Annotated in this window: 23 protein-coding genes; 14 read left to right on the top strand and 9 right to left on the bottom strand. The window is 67.8% G+C overall.

The window, feature by feature from the left end:
- Positions 1-298: 298 nt before the first annotated feature.
- The 3 genes from AC3WR5_RS07495 to AC3WR5_RS07485 are packed head-to-tail and all read right to left on the bottom strand — an operon-like array spanning position 299 to position 2,422.
- Positions 299-1,177 carry an EamA family transporter gene (locus AC3WR5_RS07495; protein ID WP_492483183.1) on the bottom strand — a complete coding sequence of 293 codons (879 nt, stop codon included), beginning with the start codon at positions 1,175-1,177 and terminating at the stop codon, positions 299-301.
- A complete protein-coding gene (locus AC3WR5_RS07490; RefSeq protein ID WP_492483181.1) occupies positions 1,174-1,737 on the bottom strand; it encodes a phosphonate degradation HD-domain oxygenase in 564 nt (187 codons plus the stop codon). The genes AC3WR5_RS07495 and AC3WR5_RS07490 overlap by 4 nt, the downstream gene beginning before the upstream one ends.
- The gene (locus AC3WR5_RS07485) at positions 1,718-2,422 is read right to left on the bottom strand and encodes a phosphonate utilization associated transcriptional regulator (protein WP_492483179.1); all 705 of its coding nucleotides are present in this window, start codon (positions 2,420-2,422) and stop codon (positions 1,718-1,720) included. The genes AC3WR5_RS07490 and AC3WR5_RS07485 overlap by 20 nt, the downstream gene beginning before the upstream one ends.
- 135 nt (positions 2,423-2,557) lie before the next feature.
- Here AC3WR5_RS07485 and AC3WR5_RS07480 point away from each other — a divergent pair, with 135 nt between their 5' ends.
- The 6 genes from AC3WR5_RS07480 (at position 2,558) to AC3WR5_RS07455 (ending at position 10,259) form a co-directional block, all read left to right on the top strand.
- Positions 2,558-3,592: a putative 2-aminoethylphosphonate ABC transporter substrate-binding protein gene (locus AC3WR5_RS07480; protein ID WP_141290867.1), complete on the top strand. Its 1,035-nt coding sequence runs from the start codon at positions 2,558-2,560 to the stop codon at positions 3,590-3,592.
- A 17-nt stretch (positions 3,593-3,609) separates the two neighbouring features.
- Complete coding sequence (locus AC3WR5_RS07475; RefSeq protein WP_492483177.1) at positions 3,610-4,737, top strand: putative 2-aminoethylphosphonate ABC transporter ATP-binding protein; 1,128 nt, start codon at positions 3,610-3,612, stop codon at positions 4,735-4,737.
- Between the two features lie 12 nt (positions 4,738-4,749).
- Entirely contained in the window at positions 4,750-6,492 is a 1,743-nt protein-coding gene (locus tag AC3WR5_RS07470; RefSeq protein WP_492483175.1) for a putative 2-aminoethylphosphonate ABC transporter permease subunit, read from the top strand.
- 40 nt (positions 6,493-6,532) lie between these two features.
- A complete protein-coding gene (locus AC3WR5_RS07465; RefSeq protein ID WP_492483173.1) occupies positions 6,533-7,645 on the top strand; it encodes a TIGR03364 family FAD-dependent oxidoreductase in 1,113 nt (370 codons plus the stop codon).
- Between the two features lie 19 nt (positions 7,646-7,664).
- Positions 7,665-8,495 (top strand): phosphonoacetaldehyde hydrolase, encoded by an 831-nt coding sequence (gene phnX, locus AC3WR5_RS07460; protein ID WP_492483171.1) that lies wholly within the window; start codon positions 7,665-7,667, stop codon positions 8,493-8,495.
- Positions 8,496-8,558: 63 nt separating this feature from the next.
- Positions 8,559-10,259, top strand: coding sequence for a Na/Pi cotransporter family protein (locus AC3WR5_RS07455; protein WP_492483169.1), 1,701 nt, complete (start codon positions 8,559-8,561; stop codon positions 10,257-10,259).
- 238 nt (positions 10,260-10,497) lie between these two features.
- Here the strand turns inward: AC3WR5_RS07455 and ruvB are convergent, their stop codons facing one another.
- Positions 10,498-11,562 (bottom strand): Holliday junction branch migration DNA helicase RuvB, encoded by a 1,065-nt coding sequence (gene ruvB / locus AC3WR5_RS07450; protein WP_492483167.1) that lies wholly within the window; start codon positions 11,560-11,562, stop codon positions 10,498-10,500.
- Positions 11,563-11,783: 221 nt separating this feature from the next.
- Between ruvB and AC3WR5_RS07445 the strand changes: the two genes are divergently transcribed.
- A complete protein-coding gene (locus tag AC3WR5_RS07445; protein WP_492483165.1) occupies positions 11,784-13,214 on the top strand; it encodes a serine hydrolase domain-containing protein in 1,431 nt (476 codons plus the stop codon).
- Between the two features lie 35 nt (positions 13,215-13,249).
- Here AC3WR5_RS07445 and AC3WR5_RS07440 read toward each other — a convergent pair whose 3' ends face one another.
- Positions 13,250-13,618 (bottom strand): FlxA-like family protein, encoded by a 369-nt coding sequence (locus AC3WR5_RS07440; RefSeq protein ID WP_492483163.1) that lies wholly within the window; start codon positions 13,616-13,618, stop codon positions 13,250-13,252.
- 96 nt (positions 13,619-13,714) lie between these two features.
- Entirely contained in the window at positions 13,715-14,728 is a 1,014-nt protein-coding gene (locus AC3WR5_RS07435) for a LacI family DNA-binding transcriptional regulator (RefSeq protein ID WP_492483161.1), read from the bottom strand.
- 400 nt (positions 14,729-15,128) lie between these two features.
- Between AC3WR5_RS07435 and AC3WR5_RS07430 the strand changes: the two genes are divergently transcribed.
- Complete coding sequence (locus AC3WR5_RS07430; protein ID WP_492483159.1) at positions 15,129-15,785, top strand: Crp/Fnr family transcriptional regulator; 657 nt, start codon at positions 15,129-15,131, stop codon at positions 15,783-15,785.
- Positions 15,786-15,836: 51 nt separating this feature from the next.
- Positions 15,837-16,325: a copper chaperone PCu(A)C gene (locus AC3WR5_RS07425; protein WP_492483157.1), complete on the top strand. Its 489-nt coding sequence runs from the start codon at positions 15,837-15,839 to the stop codon at positions 16,323-16,325.
- A gap of 12 nt (positions 16,326-16,337) precedes the next feature.
- Here the strand turns inward: AC3WR5_RS07425 and ruvA are convergent, their stop codons facing one another.
- Positions 16,338-16,910 carry a Holliday junction branch migration protein RuvA gene (ruvA, locus tag AC3WR5_RS07420; protein WP_141287093.1) on the bottom strand — a complete coding sequence of 191 codons (573 nt, stop codon included), beginning with the start codon at positions 16,908-16,910 and terminating at the stop codon, positions 16,338-16,340.
- A gap of 36 nt (positions 16,911-16,946) precedes the next feature.
- Between ruvA and AC3WR5_RS07415 the strand changes: the two genes are divergently transcribed.
- Positions 16,947-17,942 (top strand): PhoH family protein, encoded by a 996-nt coding sequence (locus AC3WR5_RS07415; protein ID WP_141287095.1) that lies wholly within the window; start codon positions 16,947-16,949, stop codon positions 17,940-17,942.
- Entirely contained in the window at positions 17,942-18,412 is a 471-nt protein-coding gene (ybeY, locus tag AC3WR5_RS07410) for an rRNA maturation RNase YbeY (protein WP_492483154.1), read from the top strand. Before AC3WR5_RS07415 ends, ybeY begins: the two co-directional genes overlap by 1 nt.
- Positions 18,413-18,422: 10 nt before the next feature.
- Here the strand turns inward: ybeY and AC3WR5_RS07405 are convergent, their stop codons facing one another.
- Together AC3WR5_RS07405 and hemB are read right to left on the bottom strand one after the other, a co-directional pair.
- Positions 18,423-19,565, bottom strand: coding sequence for a magnesium transporter CorA family protein (locus tag AC3WR5_RS07405; RefSeq protein ID WP_231013158.1), 1,143 nt, complete (start codon positions 19,563-19,565; stop codon positions 18,423-18,425).
- Between the two features lie 10 nt (positions 19,566-19,575).
- Positions 19,576-20,574, bottom strand: coding sequence for a porphobilinogen synthase (gene hemB, locus AC3WR5_RS07400; RefSeq protein WP_492483152.1), 999 nt, complete (start codon positions 20,572-20,574; stop codon positions 19,576-19,578).
- A gap of 329 nt (positions 20,575-20,903) precedes the next feature.
- Between hemB and AC3WR5_RS07395 the strand changes: the two genes are divergently transcribed.
- Genes AC3WR5_RS07395 through AC3WR5_RS07385 form a run of 3 tightly spaced genes read left to right on the top strand, consistent with a single transcriptional unit; the run spans position 20,904 to position 22,934 of the window.
- Positions 20,904-21,344, top strand: a complete 441-nt coding sequence (locus tag AC3WR5_RS07395; RefSeq protein ID WP_141291068.1) for a CopD family protein — start codon at positions 20,904-20,906, stop codon at positions 21,342-21,344.
- Positions 21,345-21,357: 13 nt separating this feature from the next.
- Positions 21,358-22,575, top strand: a complete 1,218-nt coding sequence (locus AC3WR5_RS07390; protein ID WP_231013159.1) for a VanZ family protein — start codon at positions 21,358-21,360, stop codon at positions 22,573-22,575.
- 32 nt (positions 22,576-22,607) lie between these two features.
- Positions 22,608-22,934 (top strand): (2Fe-2S) ferredoxin domain-containing protein, encoded by a 327-nt coding sequence (locus tag AC3WR5_RS07385; protein ID WP_141287197.1) that lies wholly within the window; start codon positions 22,608-22,610, stop codon positions 22,932-22,934.
- Positions 22,935-22,950: the final 16 nt, after the last annotated feature.

Here is a 22,950-nt window from a genome sequence, read left to right as displayed (position 1 = left end):
GTGCGCGACGGCCGGGAGCAAGCCGGCGCCCTCATGGGGCGCAGACCAGCCAAGAAGCAGACGCTGACGCGAGGAATCGTGTCCCTTGCACGCTGGCCCGGCACCGCGCTGCCGTGAGGGCAGCAGCGGGCTCGTGTCAGCGTTGTGTCAACGCCATGAACGTCAGCATAAAGCCTTCGCCACAGTTCCACAAGATTTCTAACGTATATGCATCACATATTTTTGGGGAGGGAAAACACGCCAGAAATCAGCGGGTTCAGACGTAAGCACGAGGCGTGCCGGCGGCCCCGGCTGGCCCTCAGTGCAGCCGCAGCACGATGATGCCGGCGACGATCACCGCGGTGCCGCCAGCGCGCTGCCAGCCGAAGGGTTCGCGCAGCAGCAGCGTGCCGATCAGCGCGGCAAACAGCACCGAGGTCTCGCGCATGGCGGCCACCATCGCCACCGGCAGCAGCGTCATGGCCCACAGCGCAATGCCGTAGCTGCCGAGCGACGCGACCGTGCCGCCCAGTGCAACCGGCCAGCGCGCCGTCATGTAGGCGCGCGTGGCGGGCCATTGCGCGCGTCGCTGCCACAGCACCAGCGAAAGGTAGGGCAGGCCATCGAGCAGGAACAGCGCGGCGACATAGCGCCCGGCGTCACCCGAGACGCGCACGCCCATGCCGTCCACCAGCGTGTAGCCGGCGATGAACACGGCGTTGAGCAGCGCAAAGCGCAGCGCCTTGCGGCGGCGCGCCGGGTCGCCTTCGTGTGCATGGCGTGACAGCCCCAGCGCCAGCACGCCGGTGCAAATGGTCAGCACACCGGCCCAGCCCATGAAGGACAGGCTTTCGCCGATCAGCGCATGGCTGCAAAGGGCGACCAGCAACGGCGCGCAGCCGCGCATCAGCGGATAGGTCAGCCCCAGGTCGCCGTGCTTGTAGGCGCCAGCCAGCGCGATGTAGTAGCCGATGTGGATCGCCGTCGAAGCCAGGATGTAAGGCCAGGCCGAAGCATCCGGCAGGCCCAGCCACAGCATCAGCGGCGGCGCCACCAGCGTGCCCAGGCCGTGGATCAGTCCGGTGTCCAGCGCCTTGTCGGTGGACGACTTGATCAGCGCGTTCCAGCTGGCATGCAGCAATGCCGCGCCCAGCACGGCCAGCAGCACCCAGCCGCTGCCGAGGGTGCCGGTGCTCAAGGCTGCACCGCCAGCAGGCAGCGCTGTGCGCGGGCCAGGTAGTGCGCCAGGTCAGGCGTGGACAGGCCTGCGGTCTTGGCTGCGTCGTCCCAGCGGCGCAGCTGCACCGCCTCGGCGGCCCCCGGTGCGGCAATGAAGGCCCGCGCCTGCTGCGCGCTGAACACGCCGCCCTGCAGCGCCAGGCTGCGCACCGAGTCGGCCGACAGCTGTTCGCGGTAGCCATCGTCCGTCGCGCAAAGGTAGCGCTTGGCGTTGACGTGGCCGGCGATGGCGCGCAGCACGCGCGGGCCGAACAGCGGCTTCAGGTGCGGCAGCACGGCGGTCTGGTGCTGGTCGTCCACGCCCTGCAGCGTGGGCGTGTCGCCATGCGCTGCGGCCGTCAGCAAATGGCCAAGGTCGTGCAGCAGCGCGGCCGTCACCAGTTCGTCGTCGGCGCCGGCCTGCTCGGCCAGCCAGGCGGTCTGCAGCGCGTGCTCGGTCTGCGTGACCGGCTCGCCGCTGTACATCGTGCCGCCATGCGCTGCGAACAGTGTTTCGATGTCAGCCAAGGTGAGCGACATTCGCAGCCCCTTGCGCTTGCTGCGCCTTCAGGTGGTTCTGCAGCGTGCGCTCACGGCTGTTCATCGTGTGCTGGAACATGGCATCGCCCGCGGCCTCGGCGTCGCCCACGGCAATCGCCTTGACGATCTGCCGGTGCTCGCGGGCGTAGATCGCCATCGACTCCGCCGTCAGGTTTTGCCGGCGGTGCAGCGAGAGTTCGTTGATCAGCTTGCGGTAGGTGGCCGTCAGCTTGGCATTGCCGGCCAGCTCCAGCAGGCGGTCGTGCAGCTGCAGGTTGAGCTGGTGGAAGTCGTTGGCGTCGCTTGCCTTGGCGGCGCTGTCCATCGCGTCGACCAGCTTGCGCAGCTCGCGCACCTCGGGGGCCTTCAGCGTGGTGGCCAGCTTGCGGCCCACGTACTGGTCCATCATCGCGCGCACCTCGAAGATCTCCAGCACTTCGGCGATGGGCAGCTCGCGCACGAACACGCCGCGGTTCTTCTCGGTGCGCACCAGGCCGGCCTGCTCCAGCATGCGAAAGGCCTCGCGCAGCGGCCCGCGCGAAACGCCCAGTTGAGCGGCCAGCGCGGCCTCCGGCAGCTTGGCCCCGGCGCCCAGCTCGCCGCTCAGGATCATGCGTTCGATCTCGGTCTGCACCAAGCTTGGCAGCGAGGTGCCCTGAAGCTGTGCAATGGTCGGTGTGCTCATGCCGGAATCTTAGGGGAACTCGCGCCAGTTTGGAGATTGTCAACAATCTTTCATCTTCAATCCGCAGAATGCGAGGCTGGTCTTGATCTTGCGAGCACCGTCGCAAGGACCGTTCATTCATCTGCAGGAGTTTGCATGCGCTTTCTGAAATCGATGTTGGCTGCCGTGATCGGCCTGGTGGCCGCCACCGGTGCCCTGGCCGAGAAGACTTCGTTGACCGTCTACACCGCGCTGGAGACCGACCAGCTGAAGGCTTACCAGGCGGCGTTCAACCAGGTCAACCCGGACATCGAGATCAAGTGGGTGCGCGACTCCACCGGCGTCATCACCGCCAAGCTGCTGGCCGAAAAGGCCAATCCGCAGGCCGACGCGGTCTGGGGCGTGGCGGCATCCAGCATGGCGCTGATGGCGCGCGAAGGCATGCTGGAAGCCTACGCGCCGCTGAACCTCGACGCGATCATGCCGCAGTACCGTGACAAGAAGTCGCCGCCGGCCTGGTGGGGCATGGACGTGTTCGGTGCCACCGTCTGCTTCAACACCGTCGAGGCCAAGAAGAAGAACATTCCCATCCCCACCAGCTGGAAGGACCTGACCAAGCCCGAGTACAAGGGCCAGATCGTGATGCCCAACCCGGCCTCGTCAGGCACCGGCTATTTCGACGTGGTCGCCTGGCTGCAGCTGTGGGGCGACGATGCAGGCAAGGGCGGCGGCTGGAAGTACATGGACGCGCTGCACGAGAATATCGCGCAATACACCCACTCCGGCTCCAAGCCTTGCAACATGGCGGCGGCCGGTGAGTTTGTGGCCGGCATTTCGTTCGAGTACCGCGGCCAGTCCAACAAGGCCAAGGGTGCGCCCATCGAGCTGGTGTTCCCCAAGGAAGGCCTGGGCTGGGACCTGGAATCGTTTGGCATCCACAAGGGCACCAAGAACCTGGCCGCCGCAAAGAAGCTGGCCGACTGGGCTTCGAGCAAGGACGCGATGCTGCTCTACGGCAAGAACTTCGCGCTGACGGCCCAGCCCGGCGTCGCGCCCAAGCTGCCCAACATCCCGGCCGACTACGAGTCCCGCCTGATCAAGATGGACTTCGAATTCGCCGCGGCGAACCGCGAGCGCATCCTGGCCGAGTGGACCAAGCGCTACGACGTCAAGAGCGAAAAAAAGAAGTAAGCCAAGACTGGCCCGCGATGCTGCAAGCCCAAACCCAAGCCCCGGCAGGCGACGTGTCGGCAAGCCGCGAACCTTGTCTGTCGCTGCGCGGCGTGGCCAAGCAGTTCGGCGCCTTCACCGCGCTGGAAGACATTGACCTGGCCATCGCGCCAGGCGAGTTCGTCTGCTTCCTTGGGCCTTCGGGCTGCGGCAAGACCACATTGCTGCGCATCATTGCCGGGCTGGAAACCCAGAGCGCCGGCACGCTGGTGCAGGCCGGGCGGGACATCTCCCGCCTGCCACCGGCCGCGCGCGACTACGGCATCGTCTTCCAGTCCTACGCGCTGTTCCCCAACCTCAGCATTGCCGACAACGTCGGCTACGGCCTGGTCAACCGGCGCCTGCCGCGCGCGCAAGTGGCCGCGCGGGTCGAGGAACTGCTGGCGCTGGTTGGGCTGCCGGGCAGCGGCGCCAAGTACCCGGCGCAGATGTCGGGCGGCCAGCAGCAGCGCGTGGCGCTGGCTCGGGCGCTGGCCACGTCACCTGGGCTGCTGCTGCTGGACGAGCCGCTGTCGGCGCTGGACGCCATCGTGCGGGTGCGGCTGCGTAACGAGATCCGCGCGCTGCAGCGCCAGCTGGGCCTCACCACCATCATGGTCACGCACGACCAGGAAGAGGCCCTCTCGGTGGCCGACCGCATCGTGGTGATGAACCGCGGCCGCATCGAGCAGGTCGGCACGCCGCTGCAGATCTACCGCGAGCCGGCTTCGGCCTTCGTGGCCGAGTTCGTTGGCAAGGTCAACCGGCTGCCAGCGGTGGCGGAGGGCGACCGCTGGTTCCGCTGCGGCGCACACCGTTGGCAATGCCCCGCAGGCCAGGGCAGCGACTTCCGGCCCGGCGCGCCAGTGCTGCTGTACCTGCGGCCGGAGGACCGCGTCGTCGGCCCACTGGCGGCTGACACGCCTGGTCTGTGCGGAGGCCGGGTCGAGCACGTCGAGTTCCTGGGCGGCAACTGCCTCGCGACGATCCGCGTGGACGGCCTGACCGAGACGCTGCTGCTGCAGTTCTCGCTGAACCAGATGGACGAGTTCGAGGTGAGCGAAGGCCGCACGCTGCGCTTCGCCTTGCGCACCGATCGGCTGCGCGTCTTCCCGGCGGTCGGCTGAAGCTGGGCCTTCATGTTGCTCAAACGATGGCTTTTTCCCTCCCAGGCCGGTGCCGTGCTGGTCGCCAGCGCCCCGCGCCAGCAGGTGCACTGGACCGACCGCATCGCCCACCTGGGCCTGCTGGCGGTGGCTGCGCTGCTCGCGGTTGGACTGCTCGGCCCGTTGCTGGCGCTGCTGGCCCAGGCTTTCAGGCCCACGTCTGACGACAGCAGCCATTGGGGTGCCTTTGTCAGCTACCTGGGCTCACCCGCGCTGCTGCAAAGCCTGGGCCACAGCGTCTTCGTGTCGGTGCTGGTGGTGCTGCTCACGCTGCCGCTGGCGTTTGGTTTTGCCTATGCCTTGACCCGCAGCATGATGCCGCTCAAGGGCCTGTTCCGCACCATCAGCCTGCTGCCGCTGCTGGCGCCGTCGCTGCTGTCGGCCATCTCGCTGATCTACTGGTTCGGCAACCAGGGCATGGCCAAGGACTTCTGGCTTGCGCTGGGTTTCGACGGCATCTACGGCGCGTCCGGCATCGTGCTGGCCGAGTGCTTCGCGGTGTTCCCGCACACGCTGATGATCCTGGTGACCGCGCTGTCGCTGGCCGATGCCCGGCTCTACGAAGCGGCCGACGCGCTGGGCACCACGCGCTGGCGCAGGTTTTTCACCATCACGCTGCCAGGCGCGCGCTACGGGCTGATCTCGGCCGCGATGGTCACCTTCACGCTGGTCATCACCGACTTCGGCGTGCCCAAGGTGGTGGGCGGCGACTACAACGTGCTGGCCACCGATGTCTTCAAGCTGGTCATCGGCCAGCAGGACTTCCAGCGTGGCGCGGTGGTCGCGCTGCTGCTGCTCGCGCCCGCCGTGCTGACCTTCGTGGTCGACCACTTCGTGCAGCGCCGGCAGATGGCTTTGCTGAGTGCGCGTGCCGTGGCGCTGGTGCCGCGCCGCGCGCCGGGTTTCGATGCGCTGATGACCGCCTACTGCGGCTTGATCGCCGCGCTGATGCTGGCCATGTTCGGCATGGCCGTGTTCGCCTCCTTCGTCAGCTTCTGGCCCTACAACCTTTCCTTGAGCCTGCAGCACTACACCATGGGCCTGGTGGACGCCGAGCTTGGCGACGCACTGATCAACAGCCTGAAGCTGGCCGCCAGCACTGCGCTGATCGGCCCGGTGGTGGTCTTCATCGGCGCCTACCTGATGGAGAAGACGCGCGGGCTGGACGCGCTGCGCCCGCTGCTGCGGCTGATGGCCATGCTGCCGATGGCGGTGCCTGGCCTGGTGCTGGGCCTGGGCTGCATCTTCTTCTTCAACGCGCCGGGCAACCCGCTGAATGGCCTGTACCAGACCTTTGCGCTGTTGGTGCTGTGCACGGTGGTGCACTTCTACACCACCGGTCACCTGACCCTGGTCACCGCGCTGAAGGCCATCGACCCTGAATTCGAAGCCGTGTCGGCCTCGCTGAAAGTGCCGTTCTACCGCACCTTCTGGCGCGTCACGCTGCCGATCTGCCTGCCGGCGCTGATCGACGTGTCGCGCTACTTCTTCGTCAACGCGATGACGACGATCTCGGCCGTGGTCTTCCTCTACACGCCCAATTCCAAGCTGGCCTCGGTGGCCATCCTGAACCTCGACGACGCGGGCGAGATCGGCCCGGCCTCGGCCATGGCGGTGCTGATCGTTGCCACCTCCACGGTGGTCAGCCTGCTGTACATGGCGCTGTCCGCCTGGGCCCAGCGCCGCACCCAGGCCTGGCGGGCACCTGCACATTGAGACGCCTGAATCGAACGTGACCTGCTCTTCAACTCACCCATTGCATTACGACCTCATCGTCGTTGGCGCCGGCATCGTCGGCCTGGCCCACGCCTACACGGCCGCGCGCCGCGGCCTCAAGGTCTGCGTCGTCGAGCGCGACGCAGCCTGCGTGGGCGCGTCCGTCCGCAACTTCGGCTTCATCACCGTCACCGGCCAGGGCGCGGGCGACACCTGGCGCCGCGCGCGCCGCGCCCGCCAGGTCTGGGGTGAGGTCGCGCCGCAGGCCGGCATAACGGTCGTGCACCAGGGCCTGTACCTGACGGCTTTCCGCCCGCAGGCGCTGAAGGTGGTCGAGGCTTTCCTGCGTACCGAGATGGGCGCGGGCTGCGAGTTGCTGGACCTGCCGGAGGCCGCGCGCCGCGCACCCTCGCTGCAGCTGGACGGCGCACAAGGCGTGCTGTACAGCCCGCACGAGATGCGCGTCGAGTCGCGCACCGCCATCGCGCTGCTGGCGCAGTGGCTGGCCGAGGTCCTCGGCGTGGTGTTCCGCTTCGGCGAGGCGGTGCTGGAGGTGGCCACGCCGCGCGTGCGCACCTCGCGCGCCGTGCTGCATGCCGAGCGCGTGGCCGTCTGCACCAACACCGAGCTCCACGGCCTGTTTGCCGAACGCATTGCGCCTCATGACCTGCGCCTGTGCCAGCTGCAGATGTTGCGCGTGCGGCCCGAGCCGGGCTTCCAGCTGCCGGGCTCGGTCATGGCCGACCTGAGCCTGGTGCGTTACCACGGCTACAGCAAGCTGCCGGAGGCCGCGCCGCTGCTGGCGCAGATGCAGCATGAGGAGGGCGAGTCGCTGCAGCATGGCATCCACCTCATCGTGGTGCAGAGTGCCGACGGCTCGCTGGTGGTGGGTGACTCCCACCACTACGGTGCCGCGCCGCTGCCGTTTGCCGACCAGCGCGTGGACGACATCATCCTGCGCCACCTGCGCGAGACGCTGAAGCTGCGCGAGGCCACGGTGACCGAGCGCTGGGTCGGCCTCTACCCCTCGTCCGCCAGCACCGACTGCCTGATCGACAGTCCTGACGAAGCCACGCGTGTCGTGCTGGTCACCAGCGGCACTGGCGCCAGCACCGCCTTCGGCATCGCCGAGGATGTTTTCGGTGATTGGTGAGTCCCTCGCAGAACATCCCATGACATCGAACACATCCCTCCCTGCCACCGATCCACTCAAGGCCGTCGTCTTCGACTGGGCCGGCACGCTGCTGGACTTCGGCTCCTGCGCGCCGATGGGCGCGTTTGTGCGCCTGTTCGAGCGCTACGGCGTGAAGCTCGGCATCGACCAAGCCCGCGGCCCGATGGGCATGGCCAAGTGGGACCACATCCACGCGCTGGGCCAGTTGCCGGAGGTCGCGGCCCAATGGCTGGCGCGCCACGGCCAGCCGTTCAGCGACGCCGACGTGGATCACCTCTACGAAGTCTTCACGCCGATGAACGCCGCCGTGGTGGCCGACTTCGCCGAGGCCATTCCCGGCGCGCCGCTGATGCTGGCCGCGCTGCGCGCACGCGGCCTGAAGATCGGCTCCACGACGGGCTACAACCGGCCCATCATGCAAGTTCTCACGCCACTGGCGCAGGCCCAAGGCCTGGTCGCCGACAACCTGGTCTGCGCCGGCGACCTGGCCGAGGGCCGGCCTTCGCCGCTGATGATGTATCGCTGCTTTGCCGACCTGGGCGTGTGGCCGCCACACAGCGTGGTCAAGGTCGACGACACCGGCGTGGGCCTACAGGAAGGCCTGAACGCCGGCACCTGGGCCGTGGGCGTTTCGGTCAGCGGCAATGCGATGGGCCTGTCGCTGGCCGAGTGGCAATCGCTGGGCGTTGCAGAACAAGCCCGGAGGCGTGAAAAAGCCGCATCCCAGCTGAGCGAAGCGGGGGCACACTACGTCATCGACAGCGTGGCCGAGTTGCTGCCTGTCATCGATGACATCCAGGCCCGCTTGTCGCGAGGTGAGCGGCCCTGAGTCCTTCCAACAGGCTGGCCCTTCGGCCGGCCAAGCCAGGCAAAAAGGCACACGTTTCTCGTCATGCTGTACCTGCTGAACCTGCTGGCGGCGATTGCGCTGCTGGTGTGGGGCACTCACCTGGTCCGCACCGGCATCCTGAAGGTGTTCGGGGCAGGGCTGCGCCGGCTGATCCAGGCCAGCACCGGCACGCGCGCCAGCGCGGCGCTGGCAGGGCTGGGCGTCACCGCGCTGGTGCAAAGCAGCGGGGCCACCAGCCTGATCGCGTCATCTTTCGTCAGCCAGGGCCTGATGTCGCTGTCGACCGCATTGGCAGTGCTGCGCGGCGCAGACGTCGGCACCGGCCTGGTCACGCTGCTGTTCTCCTTCAACCTGGCCTGGCTGTCGCCCTTGTTGCTGCTGGCTGGCGTGGTGTTGCACCTGTCGCAAGAGGGCAGCACCGCGGGCCGCCTGGGCGGCGTGCTGATCGGCCTGGGCATCATCACCTTGGCATTGCGCCTGATCGGCCTGGCGACCGAGCCCTTGCTGGCCGCGCCGCAGATGAAGATGCTGCTCGGCGGTGTGCGCAACGACGCGCCGCTGGAGCTGCTGGTCGGCGCGGTGCTGGCGCTGATGAGCTACTCCAGCCTGGCCGCGGTGCTGCTCACCGCCGCGCTGGCTGGCACCGGCATCGTCTCGCTGGAAGTGGCGTTTGGCCTGGTGCTGGGCGCCAACGTGGGCAGCGGCCTCAGCAGCCTGCTGACGACCATGCACGCGCCCATCGAAGGTCGTCGTGTGCAGCTGGGCAACTTCCTGTTCAAACTGGCGGGCGGCTTGCTCGCCGCGCCTTTTGTGCACGGGCTGGCGCAGTCGCTCGGGCCGCTGCGGCCGGGCGCCGCTTCGTGGGTGGTGCTGTTCCACCTGAGCTTCAACCTGGCCTGCGCGCTGCTGTTCCTGCCGGCCACCGGCGCGATGGCGCGGCTGGTGGGCCGCTGGGGCGAGACGCCACCTGTCTCGCCGAATGCGCTCGCGCTTCACGCCACTGGCCCGCGCCACCTGGACCCGGAGGTGCTGGACACACCGCAACTTGCCATGTCCTGCGCCGCGCGCGAGGCTTTGCACCAGGCCGACCTGGTCGAGACCATGCTGCGCGGCCTGCTGCCGGTGATGCGCGACAACGACCTGGCGCTGTCGGCCGAGCTGCGCCGCCTGGACGACCAGGTCGACACGCTGTATTCGGCCATCAAGTACTACCTGACCAAGATCCAGCGCAGCTCGCTGTCCGAGCGCGAGGGCCGTCGCTGGGCCGACATCCTGGCCTTCACGATCAACATGGAGCAGATCGGCGACGCGGCCGAGCGGGTGCTGCAGGACCTGGAAGACAAGAAGATCCGCCCCGGCCGCAACTTCTCCGAGGCCGGCATTGCCGAACTGGCCGAGCTGCACGGCCAGCTGCTGAGCAATCACCGTCTGGCGATGAGCGTCTTCCTCAGCGGCAACGAACAGGAAGCCCGCGACCTGCTGGCCCAGAAACGCCGCTTCCGCGACCGCGTGCAGGCCTGCGCCGCCAACCACTTCGACCGCCTGCATGGCAACACACCGGAGAGCATCCAGACCAGTTCGCTGCACCTGGACCTGCTGACCGAGCTGCGCCGCATCAACTCGCAGCTGTGCTCGATTGCGTATCCGACGCTGGAGGCGGCTGCAGCGAGGGACACCGCGCAGCCGATGCAGCCGGCGGTGCTGACAGCGGCGCCACGGCCGCTGCCGTCAAGGCCGGATTGAGCCGGCGATGCGCGACATGGGTCGACGAGGGATCGAGGCGGCGTTGGCTGTTTTTTGCCCGTCATGCTGCGCTGAGGTGGAGCGCAGAAAAATGGGGTCAGAGTCAATTTATCCAGCCAGGAGCGAGGCCTTGCATTGAGGTATCTCAGGATAAATTGACTCTGACCCCATTTTTCCGAGGCACGGGCGTGGCTGTGCACCGGCTCTTAAACAGCAGGACGGGCGGTCGCCGACTGGGTCAGGCTTCGAACAGATCGCTGCCCCGCTGCGGTGGCGTCAAACCCAGATGGCGGTACGCCATCAGTGTCGCCACCCGCCCACGCGGCGTGCGCTGCAGGAAGCCCTGCTGGATCAGGTAGGGCTCGATCACGTCTTCGATCGTGCCGGGCTCTTCGCCAATCGCGGCGGCCACGTTTTCCAGGCCGACCGGGCCGCCGTCGAAGCGGTGCACCACGGCTTCGAGCAGCTTGCGGTCCATCAGGTCGAAGCCGCGTGAGTCCACGTCCAGCATCTTCAGCGCGGCGTCGGCCATTTCGCGGGTGATGCGGCCGGTGCCTTTGACGTCGGCGTAGTCGCGCACGCGGCGCAGCAGGCGGTTGGCAATGCGCGGCGTGCCGCGGCTGCGGCGGGCGATTTCGGTCGCGCCTTCCACGTCGATGGGCGCGTTCAGCAGCCGCGCCGAGCGGGTCACGATGCGGGCCAGTTCCTCGTCGGTGTAGAACTCCAGCCGGGTGACGATGCCGAAGCGGTCGCGCAGCGGGTTGGTCAGCATGCCGGCGCGGGTGGTGGCGCCCACGAGCGTGAAGGGTTGCAGGTCCAGCTTGATCGAGCGGGCGGCCGGGCCTTCGCCGATCATGATGTCGATCTGGTAGTCCTCCAGCGCCGGGTACAGGATTTCCTCGACCACGGCCGAGAGCCGGTGGATCTCGTCGATGAACAGCACGTCGTTCTTCTCGAGATTGGTCAGGATGGCCGCCAGGTCCTTGGGCTTTTCCAGCACCGGACCGCTGGTCTGGCGCAGGTTCACGCCCAGCTCATTGGCAATGATGTGGCTCAGCGTGGTCTTGCCCAGCCCCGGCGGGCCGAACAGCAGCACATGGTCCAGCGCCTCGCTGCGCTTCTTGGCCGCGCCAATGAAGATCTCCAGCTGTTCGCGCGCCTTCAGCTGGCCGACGTATTCGTCCAGCCCCTTGGGCCGCAGCGCGCGTTCCTGCGCTTCTTCCTGCGGCGTCACCGGCTGCGCGGTGACCACACGGGCCGGCCGGCTGGCGGCGGGGCCGAAATCGTCGGTCTGGATGGACATACAGGGATTATGGCCGGCCGGGACCGTGGCGGGGCTCAGTCTTGCAGCGGACCGGCCGCGAACATGCAGCGGTCTCTGGATGGGGGGGGCTTGGCAGATGCCGGGCGGCGCCGAAAGCTCGTCGCGGCTCGTCCCTTTCATTGCCCGTTTCGTCGCAGGCGGCTTGAAGCGCCCATGTCACGGTGGGAGGCTTGGCATCTTCCATGTCTGGCCAAAATCCCATGCCTACTCACAACCTTGTGCCCGCCCGTCGCCGCTTGTTCGGCCATGGCATCCGGCTCGCTGCAGTCGCGGTCATTGCCTTCAGTCCCGTCCTGCAGGTCCTGGCGGCTGCGCCGGCACCTGCCGAGCTGCGCGCGCAGCTGGACACGCTGCTCGCCAACGCAGTGCCGGCCGACGGGCCCGGCGCCGTGATGCTGGTGGCCCGTGGCGAGACGGTGCTCTACCGCAGCGCGCGCGGCATGGCCAGCATCGAGTTGGGCGTGCCGCTGTCGCCGGACCAGGTGCTGCGCATCGGCTCGGTGACCAAGCAGTTCTCGGCGGCGGCCTTGCTGCAACTGGTGGACCAGGGACTGGCGAAGCTGGACGATCCGCTGTCCAAATACCTGCCGAGCTACCCCGGCGCAGACGGCATCACGCTGCAGCAACTGCTCAACCACACCTCGGGCGTGAAGAGCTTCACCAGCCTGCCGCGCTACATGGGCAATCCCATTCGGCGGGACCTGAGCACCGCGGAGATGATCGCCGAGTTCAGCGGCCAGCCGGTGGACTTCGCGCCCGGCGCGTCCTGGGCGTACAACAACTCCGGCTACGTGCTGGTGGGCGCGGTGATCGAGGCCATCACGAAGAAGGTCTGGCACGCGCAGGTGGCGGCCATGCTGCAGCCGCTGGGTCTGGGCCGCACCCAGTATGACGATCCGGATCGCGTCATTCCCGGCATGGTGTCGGGTTACAGCAGCGGCGCCGCGGGCGTGGAGCGTGCGGGCCTGGTGAGCATGACGCAACCGCACGCGGCCGGGGCATTGGTCAGCACGGTGGACGAACTCTGGCGCTGGAACCTGGCCCTGCACCGTGGCCAGGTGCTGAAGCCGGCGACCTACCTGCGCATGGTCACGCCCGAGGGCGCCCCGGCGCAGAAGGCGGCCTACGGCGATGGCATTTATGCCGAGACGCTGCGCGGCCAGCCCATGCTGCAGCACGGCGGCGGCATCCACGGCTTCAAGTCGGTGCTGATCTGGCTGCCGGCGGAGCAGCTCAGCGTGGTGGTGCTGCACAACAGCGACAGCAGCGCGCTGAACGTCGGCAACCTGGGGCGGCGAGTGGCAGCCATTGCCCTGGGCCAGCCCTTTCCGGATGGCCCCAAGCTGGACCTGCCGGTGAGTGAACTGGAGAAACTGCAAGGCGTGTGGCGCGCCGCTGGCAGCTCGGCCGCGGCGGATGACCGCTTGCTGCGTGTGAAGGACGGCGCCTTGTATGCGCAACGCGGTGAGGGGCGGCCACTCAAGCTGCGGCCCATCGCCGGCGGCCTCTTCCTGTTCGAGAACGCCCTGCACCGCCTGGAGACCGCGCCTGGCAGCGAGACGCTGCGCTACTTCGAGGGGGGCGAGGGCGACGGCGAGACCTGGCGCCGGGTCGGTCCGTTGCCGCCCTGAATGCATCGGGCGGCCTGCGGGCCTGCGGCCGCGGCTCAGGCGTAGGTGTCGATCTGCAGGCCCAGGCGGCGGGCGGGATCTTCGTCCTTCTTGCCTGCCTGCGTGTCCTTCGACTCGCTGGACTTGGCTTCGCTCGCCTTGCGCCTGGCCTCGGCGTCCTGCGTGGCCTTGTTCTGCAGCGCGGTGATCTGCTGCTGCACCGACTGCATCTGCATCTGCAGCAGTTGCTGCTGCTTCTGCTTGTCCTCGGCACTCAGCGTGTCGTCCTTGGCCAGGTCCTTCAGGTCCTGCGCCAGGGTCTGCAACTGTTTTTGCAGCGCGGCGATCTGCGAGGCGGTGGTGGACGAGCTGCCGCTGCTGGCGCTGGCGGCATTGGCGACGGTGGTGGAGGCAGCGACTTGCATGACCAGGATTTCGGTCTGGCTGTCTTGAAGCTGTACGTGATTTACGCAGTCGACACAAAGGAAGCCGCTGGCCGGGCTTGCACGGGGAGGCGGCGTTCAGCCAGGGGCCGGCCCCAGCGAGTTGCGCAGCACCAACTCGGGCTGGAATTCGTGGGTCAGCGGCAGCGACATGGCGTAGCACTGGTTCAGCAGCATGCGGCAGGCGTTCAGGCCCATGTTGTCGATGGCGATGCGGATGCTGGTCAAGCTGGGGCTGAGGTAGGCGGCCATTTCGTCGGCGTCGTCGTAGCCGATCACCGAAACCTCTTCCGGCATGCGCTTGCCGGCGGCGTGCAGCCGGGCGATGGCGCCCATCGCCATCAGGTCATTGCAGCAGAACAGGCCGGTGAATTGCGCGCCGCCGGCCAGCAGCGCGCCGGTGGCCTCTGAGCCGCCCTTGGCGGTGAAAAGCCCGTCCACGCAGGGCACCTGCTCGCGGGCGATGCCGGCCGTGGCCAGCTCGTCGAAAAAGCCCTGCAGGCGCTGCCGGTTGTCCGGTGCCTCGGCCAGCCCGGCAATCACCGCCAGCTGCCGGTGGCCGTGGTCCAGGAAGGTCCGCGCGGCCAGCCGGCCGGCGGCGTGGTGATCCACCGAGAAACATGCGGCCTTCATGCGTGCCACTTCGCGGTTGACCACGGCCACATGCGGGAAACGCTCCTGGAGGGCCAGCAGGTCTGCATCGGTCAGCGCGTTGGTGGTCACCAGGATGCCGTCGCAGCCGCGGTCCATCAGGAAGCGCACGCCGTCCTGGGCCTGGCGGCGCATGCTGGCCTGGCCGCAGCCATTGGCCGCGACCATGTGGCGCTCGTGGCTGCGCAATTCGCTTTCCACCGCATGCAGCATCGGGCCGTAGAACGGGCCCTTGAAGTCCGGCACATAGACGCCGATGGTGCCGCTGACCTGGGTGACCAGCGCGCGGGCAATGGTCGACGGCCGGAAGTCCAGCGTCTGCACCGCCGATGCCACGCGCGCTGCCGCCTTGGCCGAGAACGAGCCGCGGCCGGAGAGCACCCGCGAAGCGGTGCCCACGCCGACGCCGGCGAGCTGGGCCACATCCTTGATCGTCGGCATCGTGTCTGTTTGAAAGCGGAATCGCTGGGGTCATTCACCGCCCGCCTGTTGCGCCGCAGCGCCTGGATCGCCTTGCTGGCGATCCTCGGTCAGGCCGTGGTGCCGACGGTGTCACGCCTGCCGGTGGCGGGCAATCCCACGTTGAGCGGCTGGGCCGGACTCTGTACACCTCGGGGTACCCGCCGGGTGGCCCTGGCGCCAGACCCGGGGCGCCGTCCAGCCCGGGGCTCGCCGGCAGCAGCGTGGGCAGGCGCATGCATTCGGCCGGCAGGGTCGGGTGCAGGCTGTCTACAATGATTCAGTGTTTTCCCTGAGTTAGCTTGCTGCCGTTTGTTGATCTTCCGCAACCCACGCTGCCAGCCCTTGTCGTACCAATGGAAGCCGTCTGGGACGGATCGTCATGACCTTTGATTCACGAGTTTCGCTGCGCGATGACCCGGTGCAGCAGTTGGCCTGCGGTGATGTGTTGTTCGAGGCCGGTGGCATGGGCACGGTCTGGCAGCTGACGGCAGGTGCATTGCGCCTGGACCGGGCCACGGTGGACGGCCAGCGCTTCATGCAGATCGTGCTGCCTGGCGACCTGATCGGCCTGGAACTGCTGGCGGCCTACCCGTATGCCAACACCGCGCGCGCCATCGTGCCCAGCGAAGCCCGCCGGCGGGTGCTGGCCAGTGACGCCGAGCGCCGGCTGGTCCTGATGGAAGGCCTGCTGCAGCAGCAGCGCCGCGGCGAGGACCTGGTGGCGCTACGCAGCAGCTCGGCGCAGGACCGGCTGAAGGCCTTGCTGCTGATGCTGGCGCCGGAGGACGACGCGCCGTGGATGGGCGAGGAGGCCCACACGCCCCTGCCGACCATCAAGGACATGGCAGCCATCATCGACACTTCGCCCGAGACCGTCTCGCGCATCTTCGCCAACCTCAAGCGCACCCAGATCCTCGATGGCCGCGAGCGCCAAAGCGCGCGCTTCAGCCGCGCCCGCCTGCGCGAAAGCGAATGGCCGGCCGGCATGACGCGCAGCGACGGTGGGGCCCGGGTGCGCGATCATCTGGGGGCCTGAGCGGCTGCGGCTGCATCTCATGGCCACCCGACAGCAGGAGACAAAACACCGATGCAAGCTTTCAAGACCCCGTCCTTCTTCACCCGAGCCACATGGGCGCTGGGCCTGCTGGCTGCCAGCGCAGCAGTGCTGGCCGAGCCGCCCGCGGTGACCGACTTGTGGGTGCGCGGCACCGTCGCCCAGCAAAAGGCCACCGGGGCCTTTATGCAACTGCGCTCCGCCCAGGGCAGCCGGCTGGTTGGCGTGACCACGCCGCTGGCCGGCATGGCAGAAGTGCACGAGATGAAGATGGTGGGCGACGTGATGAAGATGGGCGAAGTGGCGGGCGGCCTGGAGCTGCCAGCCGGCAAGGCCGTCAAGCTCCAGCCCGGTGGCTTCCACGTCATGCTGATGGACCTGAAGCAGCCGCTGAAAGTCGGCGACCAGGTGCCGCTGACGCTGACCTTCAAGAACGCTGACGGCAAGACCGAGCAGTTGACGGTGCAGGCGCCGGTGCGCGCGCTCGGCGCTTCAGCGCCCGGCCCTGCGCTGGAACATTGAGCCCGAAGGGCCTCAGCCCAGCGACTTCAACGCCAGCTTGATGCCTTCGCTGACGCCCACGTCCGGCGGCAGCTTCTTCAGCGCCGCCGCCGCGTCCTTCTCGTTGTAGCCCAGCGCCATCAGCGCCTGCACGATGTCGGCCTGCGCGTCGGTCGCCACGCTGGCGCCCACGCCCGGCAGTTCGGCGCCCAGCTTGCCCTTGAGCTCCAGCAGCAGCCGCTCGGCGGTTTTCTTGCCAATGCCCGGCACCTTCTGCAGCCGCGCGCCTTCCTGCCGCGTCACCGCGCCTGCCAGGTCCGAAACCGACAGGCCCGACAGGATGGACAGCGCCGTGCGCGGCCCGATGCCGCTGATCTTCACGACCTCGCGGAACGTGGCCCGTTCTTCTGCCGTCAGGAACCCGTAGAGCAGGTTCGCGTCCTCGCGCACCACCTGGTGCACCAGCAGCGTGACCTTCTCGCCCAGCCCCGGCAGGTTGTAGAAGGTGCTCATCGGCACGTCCACCTCGTAGCCGACGCCCTGCACGTCAATGAGCACCAGCGGAGGGGACTTTTCCGCAATCAAACCCGTGAGACGACCGATCATGTGCGGGATTATCGTTTGGCTCACAATCGCGCCCCAATGATCCTCCGCCACACCTTTTCCCCGCTCGACAACACACGGCTGGCCCACCTCTGCGGCCCGTTGGACGAGCACCTGCGGTCCATCGAGGCCATGCTGCCGCTGAGCATCACGCGGCGGCAGGGCGCGTTCAAGATCGATGGCAGCAAGCGCGACGCCGAGCGCGTGCTGGCGATGCTGGAGATGCTCTACGAGCGGGCGAAAAAGCCCATCACCGCCGAGACCTTCCAGCTGGCGCTGGACGACCTGCGCCGTGGTGGCGCGCCGGTGCACCTGCCGGACGCGGCCGAGGGCGACATCGTGCTGCACACCCGGCGCGCCGACCTGACCGCGCGCACGCCAAACCAGCTGCAGTACCTGCGCCACATCATGGCGCACGACATCAGCTTCGGCATCGGCCCGGCCGGCACCGGGAAGACCTTCCTGGCGGTGGCCGCGGCGGTGGACGCGCTGGAGCGCAGCTCGGTGCAGCGCATCGTGCTGACGCGCCCGGCGGTGGAAGCCGGCGAGCGGCTGGGTTTCCTGCCGGGCGACCTGACCCAGAAGGTCGACCCCTACCTGCGCCCGCTGTACGACGCGCTGTACGACCTGATGGGCTTCGACCGCGTGACCAAGGCCTTCGAGAAGGCCACGCTGGAGATCGCGCCGCTGGCCTTCATGCGCGGCCGCACGCTCAACCATTCCTTCATCATCCTGGACGAGGCGCAGAACACCACGCCCGAGCAGATGAAGATGTTCCTGACCCGCATCGGCTTCGGCTCCAAGGCGGTGGTGACCGGCGACGTGAGCCAGATCGACCTGCCGCGCGGCATGCCCAGCGGGCTGATCGACGCAGCCGAAGTGCTGCGCGACGTGAAAGGCATTGCGATGACCCGCTTCACCTCGGCCGACGTGGTGCGCCACCCGCTGGTGGCCCGCATCGTCGACGCTTACGACAGCCAGCGCGAAGAGCGCGAGCGCGTGCATGAACGGCAGCGCAAGCTGGAGACGCGCTGATGGCCGGCGTCAAGCCCGCAGCAAAGCCCGAGCTGAGCCTCTCGCTGCAGTTCGCCAACCCGGCGCACCGCGCCCAACTGCCGCGCCACAAGGTCATGCGCTGGATCCGCGCCGCGCTGGAGGCGCCGGGCGAGATCACGGTGCGCATCGTCGGCGAGGAGGAAGGCCGTCGCCTGAACCACGAGTTCCGTCACAAGGACTACGCGACCAACGTGCTGACCTTCGACTACGAGCACGAGCCGCTGGTGATGGCCGACCTGATCCTCTGTGCGCCGGTGGTCGAGAAGGAAGCCAGGGAACTCAAGCTCCCCGTGGCCGACCACTACGCCCACCTGCTGGTGCACGGCACGCTGCACGCCCAGGGCTACGACCACGAGGACGACGACGTCGAGGCCGAGGCCATGGAAGCCCGCGAAACCGAGATCCTGCTCGGCCTGGGCCTGCACGATCCGTATCCGGACAAGCGCTGAGCGACTGCGGTCACTGCCGCGAGCGCGTGCCCAGGTAGCGCTTGCGCCAGAAGAACAGCCCCAGGCCGATGCCGATGCCCAGCATCACGGCCACGGCGATCCAGAAGCCGTCCTGTTTGTGGATCAGCGGCAGCCACTCGAAGTTCATGCCGAAGATGCCGGTGATCAGGTTCAGCGGCAGGAAGATCGCGGTCAGCACGGTCAGCGTGCGCATGATGTCGTTGGTGCGCTGGCCCAGGGCCGAGAAGTGCATCTGCACCGCGGCTTCGGCTGACTGCTCCAGCCGGCGCACATGGCTCAGCACGCGCTCGATGTGCTCGAGCACGTCACGCGAGCGCACCCGCAACAGCTCGCGCTCGCGCCGCTCGGCGACCGAAGCGGCCTCCGGCCATTCGTCCAGCGCGTCTATCCATTCCTGGATCGCGCTGCGCTGGTCCTCGCAGGTGTCTTCCAGCAGGTGCAGTGCCTCGCGTGAGCTGAGGATGAGCTGCCAGTCGGCAAAGCGGCTGTTGGCCTTCAGCAGCTCGGCCTGCAGCGTGCCGAGGTGGCGGGTGAGCAGGCGGCGCAGCTCCAGGTAGCTGTCCACCATGTAGTTCACCATGCGCAGCATCAGGTCGGCCGGGCTGGTGGGCAGGCGCGCCGAGCCGCGCAGGTCGGACTCGCGGGAATGCTGCTGCAGCCGCTGGGCGAAGTATTCGCGCACCATGCAGTCCGCGGGGTGAACGGTGATCAGCACCTTGTCGAACACGGCAAAGCCGACCGGGCTGGTGTCGATCGCGGCCAGTGCCTGGTGTGCTGCGGCCAGCGTGCCGACTGCGTGCGGCGCCGCCGGCGGGCGGCCCATCGCCGGCACGGGGGTATTGGCCGGCAGCGCGGCGCCGCCGGCCCCGGCGGAGAGGCGTCGGAAGACCAGCATGTCGTACCAGGAGGTGTCGTCGTAGTGCGAGGGCAACTGGTTGTTCAGCAGGTCGCTGACGTGCAGGTCGACCAGGCCGGCGCCTGTCCAGTGCTGCAGGTGCCGCTGCAGTTCGCCGACCCGGGCCTCGAACTCGCGCCTGGCGTTGCCGATCCAGAGGTAGCCATGGGCCGGCAGCGAGGTCGGCAGCTGTTCGAGCTCGGTGAAGTGCTCGTTGTCGATGTGGAAGATGCGCATTCGCCTTGGCTCAGCCGGCCTTCAGCAGCCGGGCCGCGTCGAGCGCGAAGTAGGTCAGCACGCCATCGGCGCCTGCACGCTTGAAGGCCAGCAGCGCTTCCATCATCACCGCGTCGTGGTTCAGCCAGCCGTTGGCGGCGGCGGCCTTGATCATCGCGTACTCGCCGCTGACCTGGTAGGCGAAGGTCGGCACGCGGAACTCGGTCTTCACGCGGTAAACGATGTCCAGGTACGGCAGGCCGGGCTTGACCATCACCATGTCGGCGCCTTCGGCGATGTCCAGCGCCACTTCGCGCAAGGCCTCGTCGCTGTTGGCCGGATCGATCTGGTAGGTGTATTTGTTGCCCTTGCCGAGGTTGCCTGCCGTGCCCAGCGCGTCGCGGAACGGGCCGTAGAAGGCCGAAGCGTACTTGGCCGAATACGCCATGATGCGGGTGTGCACATGGCCGCCGGCTTCCAGCGCCTGGCGGATCGCGCCGATGCGGCCGTCCATCATGTCGGACGGCGAGACGATGTCGGCACCAGCCTCGGCATGCGAGAGCGACTGCCTGACCAGCGCCTGCACCGAGATGTCGTTCAGGACATAGCCCGAGTCGTCGATGATGCCGTCCTGCCCGTGGGTGGTGAATGGATCGAGCGCCACGTCGGTCATCACGCCGAGTTCCGGCAAGCGGCTCTTGAGTGCGCGGATCGCGCGCTGGCACAGCCCTTCCGGATTCCAGGCTTCGGCACCATCCAGGCTCTTGGCCGAAGGTGTAATCACAGGAAACAGATCCAGCGCTGGAATTCCGAGTTCCAGCGCCTGTTCGCCAACCTTCAGCAATTCATCAATCGACAAACGCTCCACGCCAGGCATGGACGAAATCGGTGCGCGGCCTGGCAGTTCGTGAATGAAAACCGGAAGAATGAAGTCCGCCGGCGTAAGCAGGTGCTCACGAACCATGGCGCGGCTGAAGGCGTCCCGGCGCAGGCGGCGCGGGCGATGGGCAGGATAGGCAGACAGGTTCACGACAGGGCCATGTAACAGGTTGGTGGGCGTGCGCAACAACTCGCGCGCAACGTGACGTTTTGCGGGGGTTCTGTATGGTACCCAGCGCGGACAGAGTGTTACAGTTCGTTCTGAGCGTTGCCCGCAAGGGTAGCGTTCCCTGCTTTTCCTCCCTGAGCAGGTGCCTTCACGTGATGACAGCGTCAAGGCTTTTCAGCCCCGGCCCCTGGCCGGGGCTCTTTCTTTTCTGGCCCCGGTTTTCTCCGGTAACTGCCAGGTAACTGGATCTCTGCGCCGGTTCTTCAATCGACATTTCCAGGCCATTCTCCGCGCAGCCCATAATTCTCCGCATGAGTCATGCGTATCTGTGGGTCAAGGCGTTTCATCTGATTTTCGTCGCGAGCTGGTTTGCCGGGTTGTTCTATCTGCCCAGGCTGTTCGTGAACCTGGCGATGGTGCCGGCCGACAGCCATGCCGAGCGCGAGCGTTTGCTGCTGATGGCGCGCAAGCTGTACCGCTTCTGCAGTTTCCTGATGGTGCCGGCGCTGCTGCTGGGCCTGTGGCTGTGGCTGGGTTTTGGCGTGGGCAAGGGCCCGGGCAACGGCTGGCTGCATGCCAAGCTGGCCTTGGTGGTGGTGGTGATCGGCTACCACCACATGTGCCGCGCGCTGCTGCGCGACTTCGAGCAGATGGCCAACAAGCGCAGCCACCGGTGGTTCCGCGTGTTCAATGAGGTCACGGTGCTGCTGTTCATCGCCATCGTGCTGCTGGTGGTGGTGAAGCCTTTCTGAGGTTCGCACGGCCTTGACCGACCCCTTGCCAGCTCCAGCCTCTGCCGCGGCGAACAGCCGGCATCGCAGTTCCGCGATTCCGCTGGCCGCGGCCTATACAGGGCTGCTGGTCTACGCCAGCCTCTATCCGTTCATCGACTGGCGCTGGCCTGGCGCGCTGGGATGGCTTGAACTGTTCCGCCTGCCGTTCCCGCCCTGGCGCGACCATTTCGACATGTGGGCCAACCTTCTGGGTTACATGCCGCTGGGCGGCCTGCTGTGCCTGGCGGTGATGCGCAGCGGCGGCCGTGCGCGCTGGGCCTGGCTGCTGGCGGTGCTGGGCGGCTCGGCGCTGTCGTATGCGATGGAGGTGACGCAGCAATTCCTGCCGCGGCGCTATCCGTCCGGGCTGGACTGGGCGCTGAACAGCGCCGGGGCGCTGGCCGGCGCCTCGCTGGCGGCACCGCTGCAGGCGCTCAGGCTGATCGACCGCTGGCAGGCCACGCGTGACCGATGGTTCTGGCGCCGCAGCGGCAGTGCGCTGGCGCTGCTGCTGCTGTGGCCGCTGGGGCTGTTGTTCCCGGCGCCGTTTCCGCTCGGCATGGGCCTGGGCTGGGAGCGGGTGCAGGACGAACTGGTGGGCTGGCTGCTGGACGTGACCTGGGCTCAGCAGGTGCTGGAAATGGTCAGCGACATTCCGGCGCCGACCGAGCGCTTGCCGCTGGTGGTCGAAGGCCTGGGCATGGTGCTGGGGCTGCTCGGGCCTTGCCTGCTGGCCTATTCGATCACCCGCACCGGCTGGCGCCGGGCGGTGATGGCGCTGGGCGCGCTCACGCTGGGGCTGGCGGCGACCACGCTGTCGGCCGCGCTGAATTTCGGCCCTGGCCATGCGGCGGCCTGGCTGGCGCCGGGCGTGGTGCCGGCGCTGCTGATCGGCCTGCTGCTGGCGCTGGCGCTGCTGATGGTGCCGCAGCGGCTGGCGGCAGCGCTGGGCATGGCGGCGCTGCTGCTGCTGGTCACGGTGGTGGCCCAGGCGCCGGCCGACCCGTATTTCTCGCTCAGCCTGCAGGCATGGGAGCAGGGGCGCTTCATCCGCTTCCACGGGCTGGCGCAATGGATCGGCTGGTTGTGGCCTTACGCGGCCATCCTGTGGCTGGCCGGGCGGGTGGCTTCGGCCGAACACATGCGGCCGATGGAACAAAGCAAGCCCGCCAGCACTCGCAGACAAGCCCGCGAGCGTGCTTCACGCTGAGCTGCACTGCCCCCACTGCCTACAATCCCGCAATGAGCTACTACAAGCATCACGTCTTCTTCTGCCTCAATGAGCGCAGCAATGGCGAGGCAAGCTGCGCCCAGCACGGCGCGCAAGCCGGCTTTGATCACTGCAAGAAGCAGGTCAAGGCACAGAAGCTGGCGGGCGTGGGCGGCGTGCGGGTCAACAAGGCCGGCTGCCTGGACCGTTGCGCCGGTGGCCCGGTCATCGTCGTCTACCCGGAAGAGACCTGGTACACCTTTGTCGACAACGAGGACATCGACGAGATCGTCGAATCGCACCTCAAGAACGGCAAGCCGGTCGAGCGCCTGAAGCTGGCACCCGAGGTCGGCCGGTGAGCGCCGCTGCGGGGCT

It is taken from the genome of Ideonella sp. FW305-24, assembly GCF_058788035.1.
The sequence above is the reverse complement of the archived record's forward strand: the minus strand, read 5'-3'. Positions and strand labels throughout refer to the sequence as shown.

Bases quoted from the DNA above. Each gene is read 5' to 3' on its own strand.
- AC3WR5_RS07490 (WP_492483181.1), bottom strand. From the start codon at position 1,737: ATGTCGCTCACCTTGGCTGACATCGAAACACTGTTCGCAGCGCATGGC.
- AC3WR5_RS07485 (WP_492483179.1), bottom strand. From the start codon at position 2,422: ATGAGCACACCGACCATTGCACAGCTTCAGGGCACCTCGCTGCCAAGC.
- AC3WR5_RS07480 (WP_141290867.1), top strand. From the start codon at position 2,558: ATGCGCTTTCTGAAATCGATGTTGGCTGCCGTGATCGGCCTGGTGGCC.
- AC3WR5_RS07475 (WP_492483177.1), top strand. From the start codon at position 3,610: ATGCTGCAAGCCCAAACCCAAGCCCCGGCAGGCGACGTGTCGGCAAGC.
- AC3WR5_RS07470 (WP_492483175.1), top strand. From the start codon at position 4,750: ATGTTGCTCAAACGATGGCTTTTTCCCTCCCAGGCCGGTGCCGTGCTG.
- phnX (WP_492483171.1), top strand. From the start codon at position 7,665: ATGACATCGAACACATCCCTCCCTGCCACCGATCCACTCAAGGCCGTC.
- AC3WR5_RS07455 (WP_492483169.1), top strand. From the start codon at position 8,559: ATGCTGTACCTGCTGAACCTGCTGGCGGCGATTGCGCTGCTGGTGTGG.
- ruvB (WP_492483167.1), bottom strand. From the start codon at position 11,562: ATGTCCATCCAGACCGACGATTTCGGCCCCGCCGCCAGCCGGCCGGCC.
- AC3WR5_RS07445 (WP_492483165.1), top strand. From the start codon at position 11,784: ATGCCTACTCACAACCTTGTGCCCGCCCGTCGCCGCTTGTTCGGCCAT.
- AC3WR5_RS07440 (WP_492483163.1), bottom strand. From the start codon at position 13,618: ATGCAAGTCGCTGCCTCCACCACCGTCGCCAATGCCGCCAGCGCCAGC.
- AC3WR5_RS07435 (WP_492483161.1), bottom strand. From the start codon at position 14,728: ATGCCGACGATCAAGGATGTGGCCCAGCTCGCCGGCGTCGGCGTGGGC.
- AC3WR5_RS07430 (WP_492483159.1), top strand. From the start codon at position 15,129: ATGACCTTTGATTCACGAGTTTCGCTGCGCGATGACCCGGTGCAGCAG.
- AC3WR5_RS07425 (WP_492483157.1), top strand. From the start codon at position 15,837: ATGCAAGCTTTCAAGACCCCGTCCTTCTTCACCCGAGCCACATGGGCG.
- ruvA (WP_141287093.1), bottom strand. From the start codon at position 16,910: ATGATCGGTCGTCTCACGGGTTTGATTGCGGAAAAGTCCCCTCCGCTG.
- AC3WR5_RS07415 (WP_141287095.1), top strand. From the start codon at position 16,947: ATGATCCTCCGCCACACCTTTTCCCCGCTCGACAACACACGGCTGGCC.
- ybeY (WP_492483154.1), top strand. From the start codon at position 17,942: ATGGCCGGCGTCAAGCCCGCAGCAAAGCCCGAGCTGAGCCTCTCGCTG.
- AC3WR5_RS07405 (WP_231013158.1), bottom strand. From the start codon at position 19,565: ATGCGCATCTTCCACATCGACAACGAGCACTTCACCGAGCTCGAACAG.
- AC3WR5_RS07395 (WP_141291068.1), top strand. From the start codon at position 20,904: ATGAGTCATGCGTATCTGTGGGTCAAGGCGTTTCATCTGATTTTCGTC.
- AC3WR5_RS07385 (WP_141287197.1), top strand. From the start codon at position 22,608: ATGAGCTACTACAAGCATCACGTCTTCTTCTGCCTCAATGAGCGCAGC.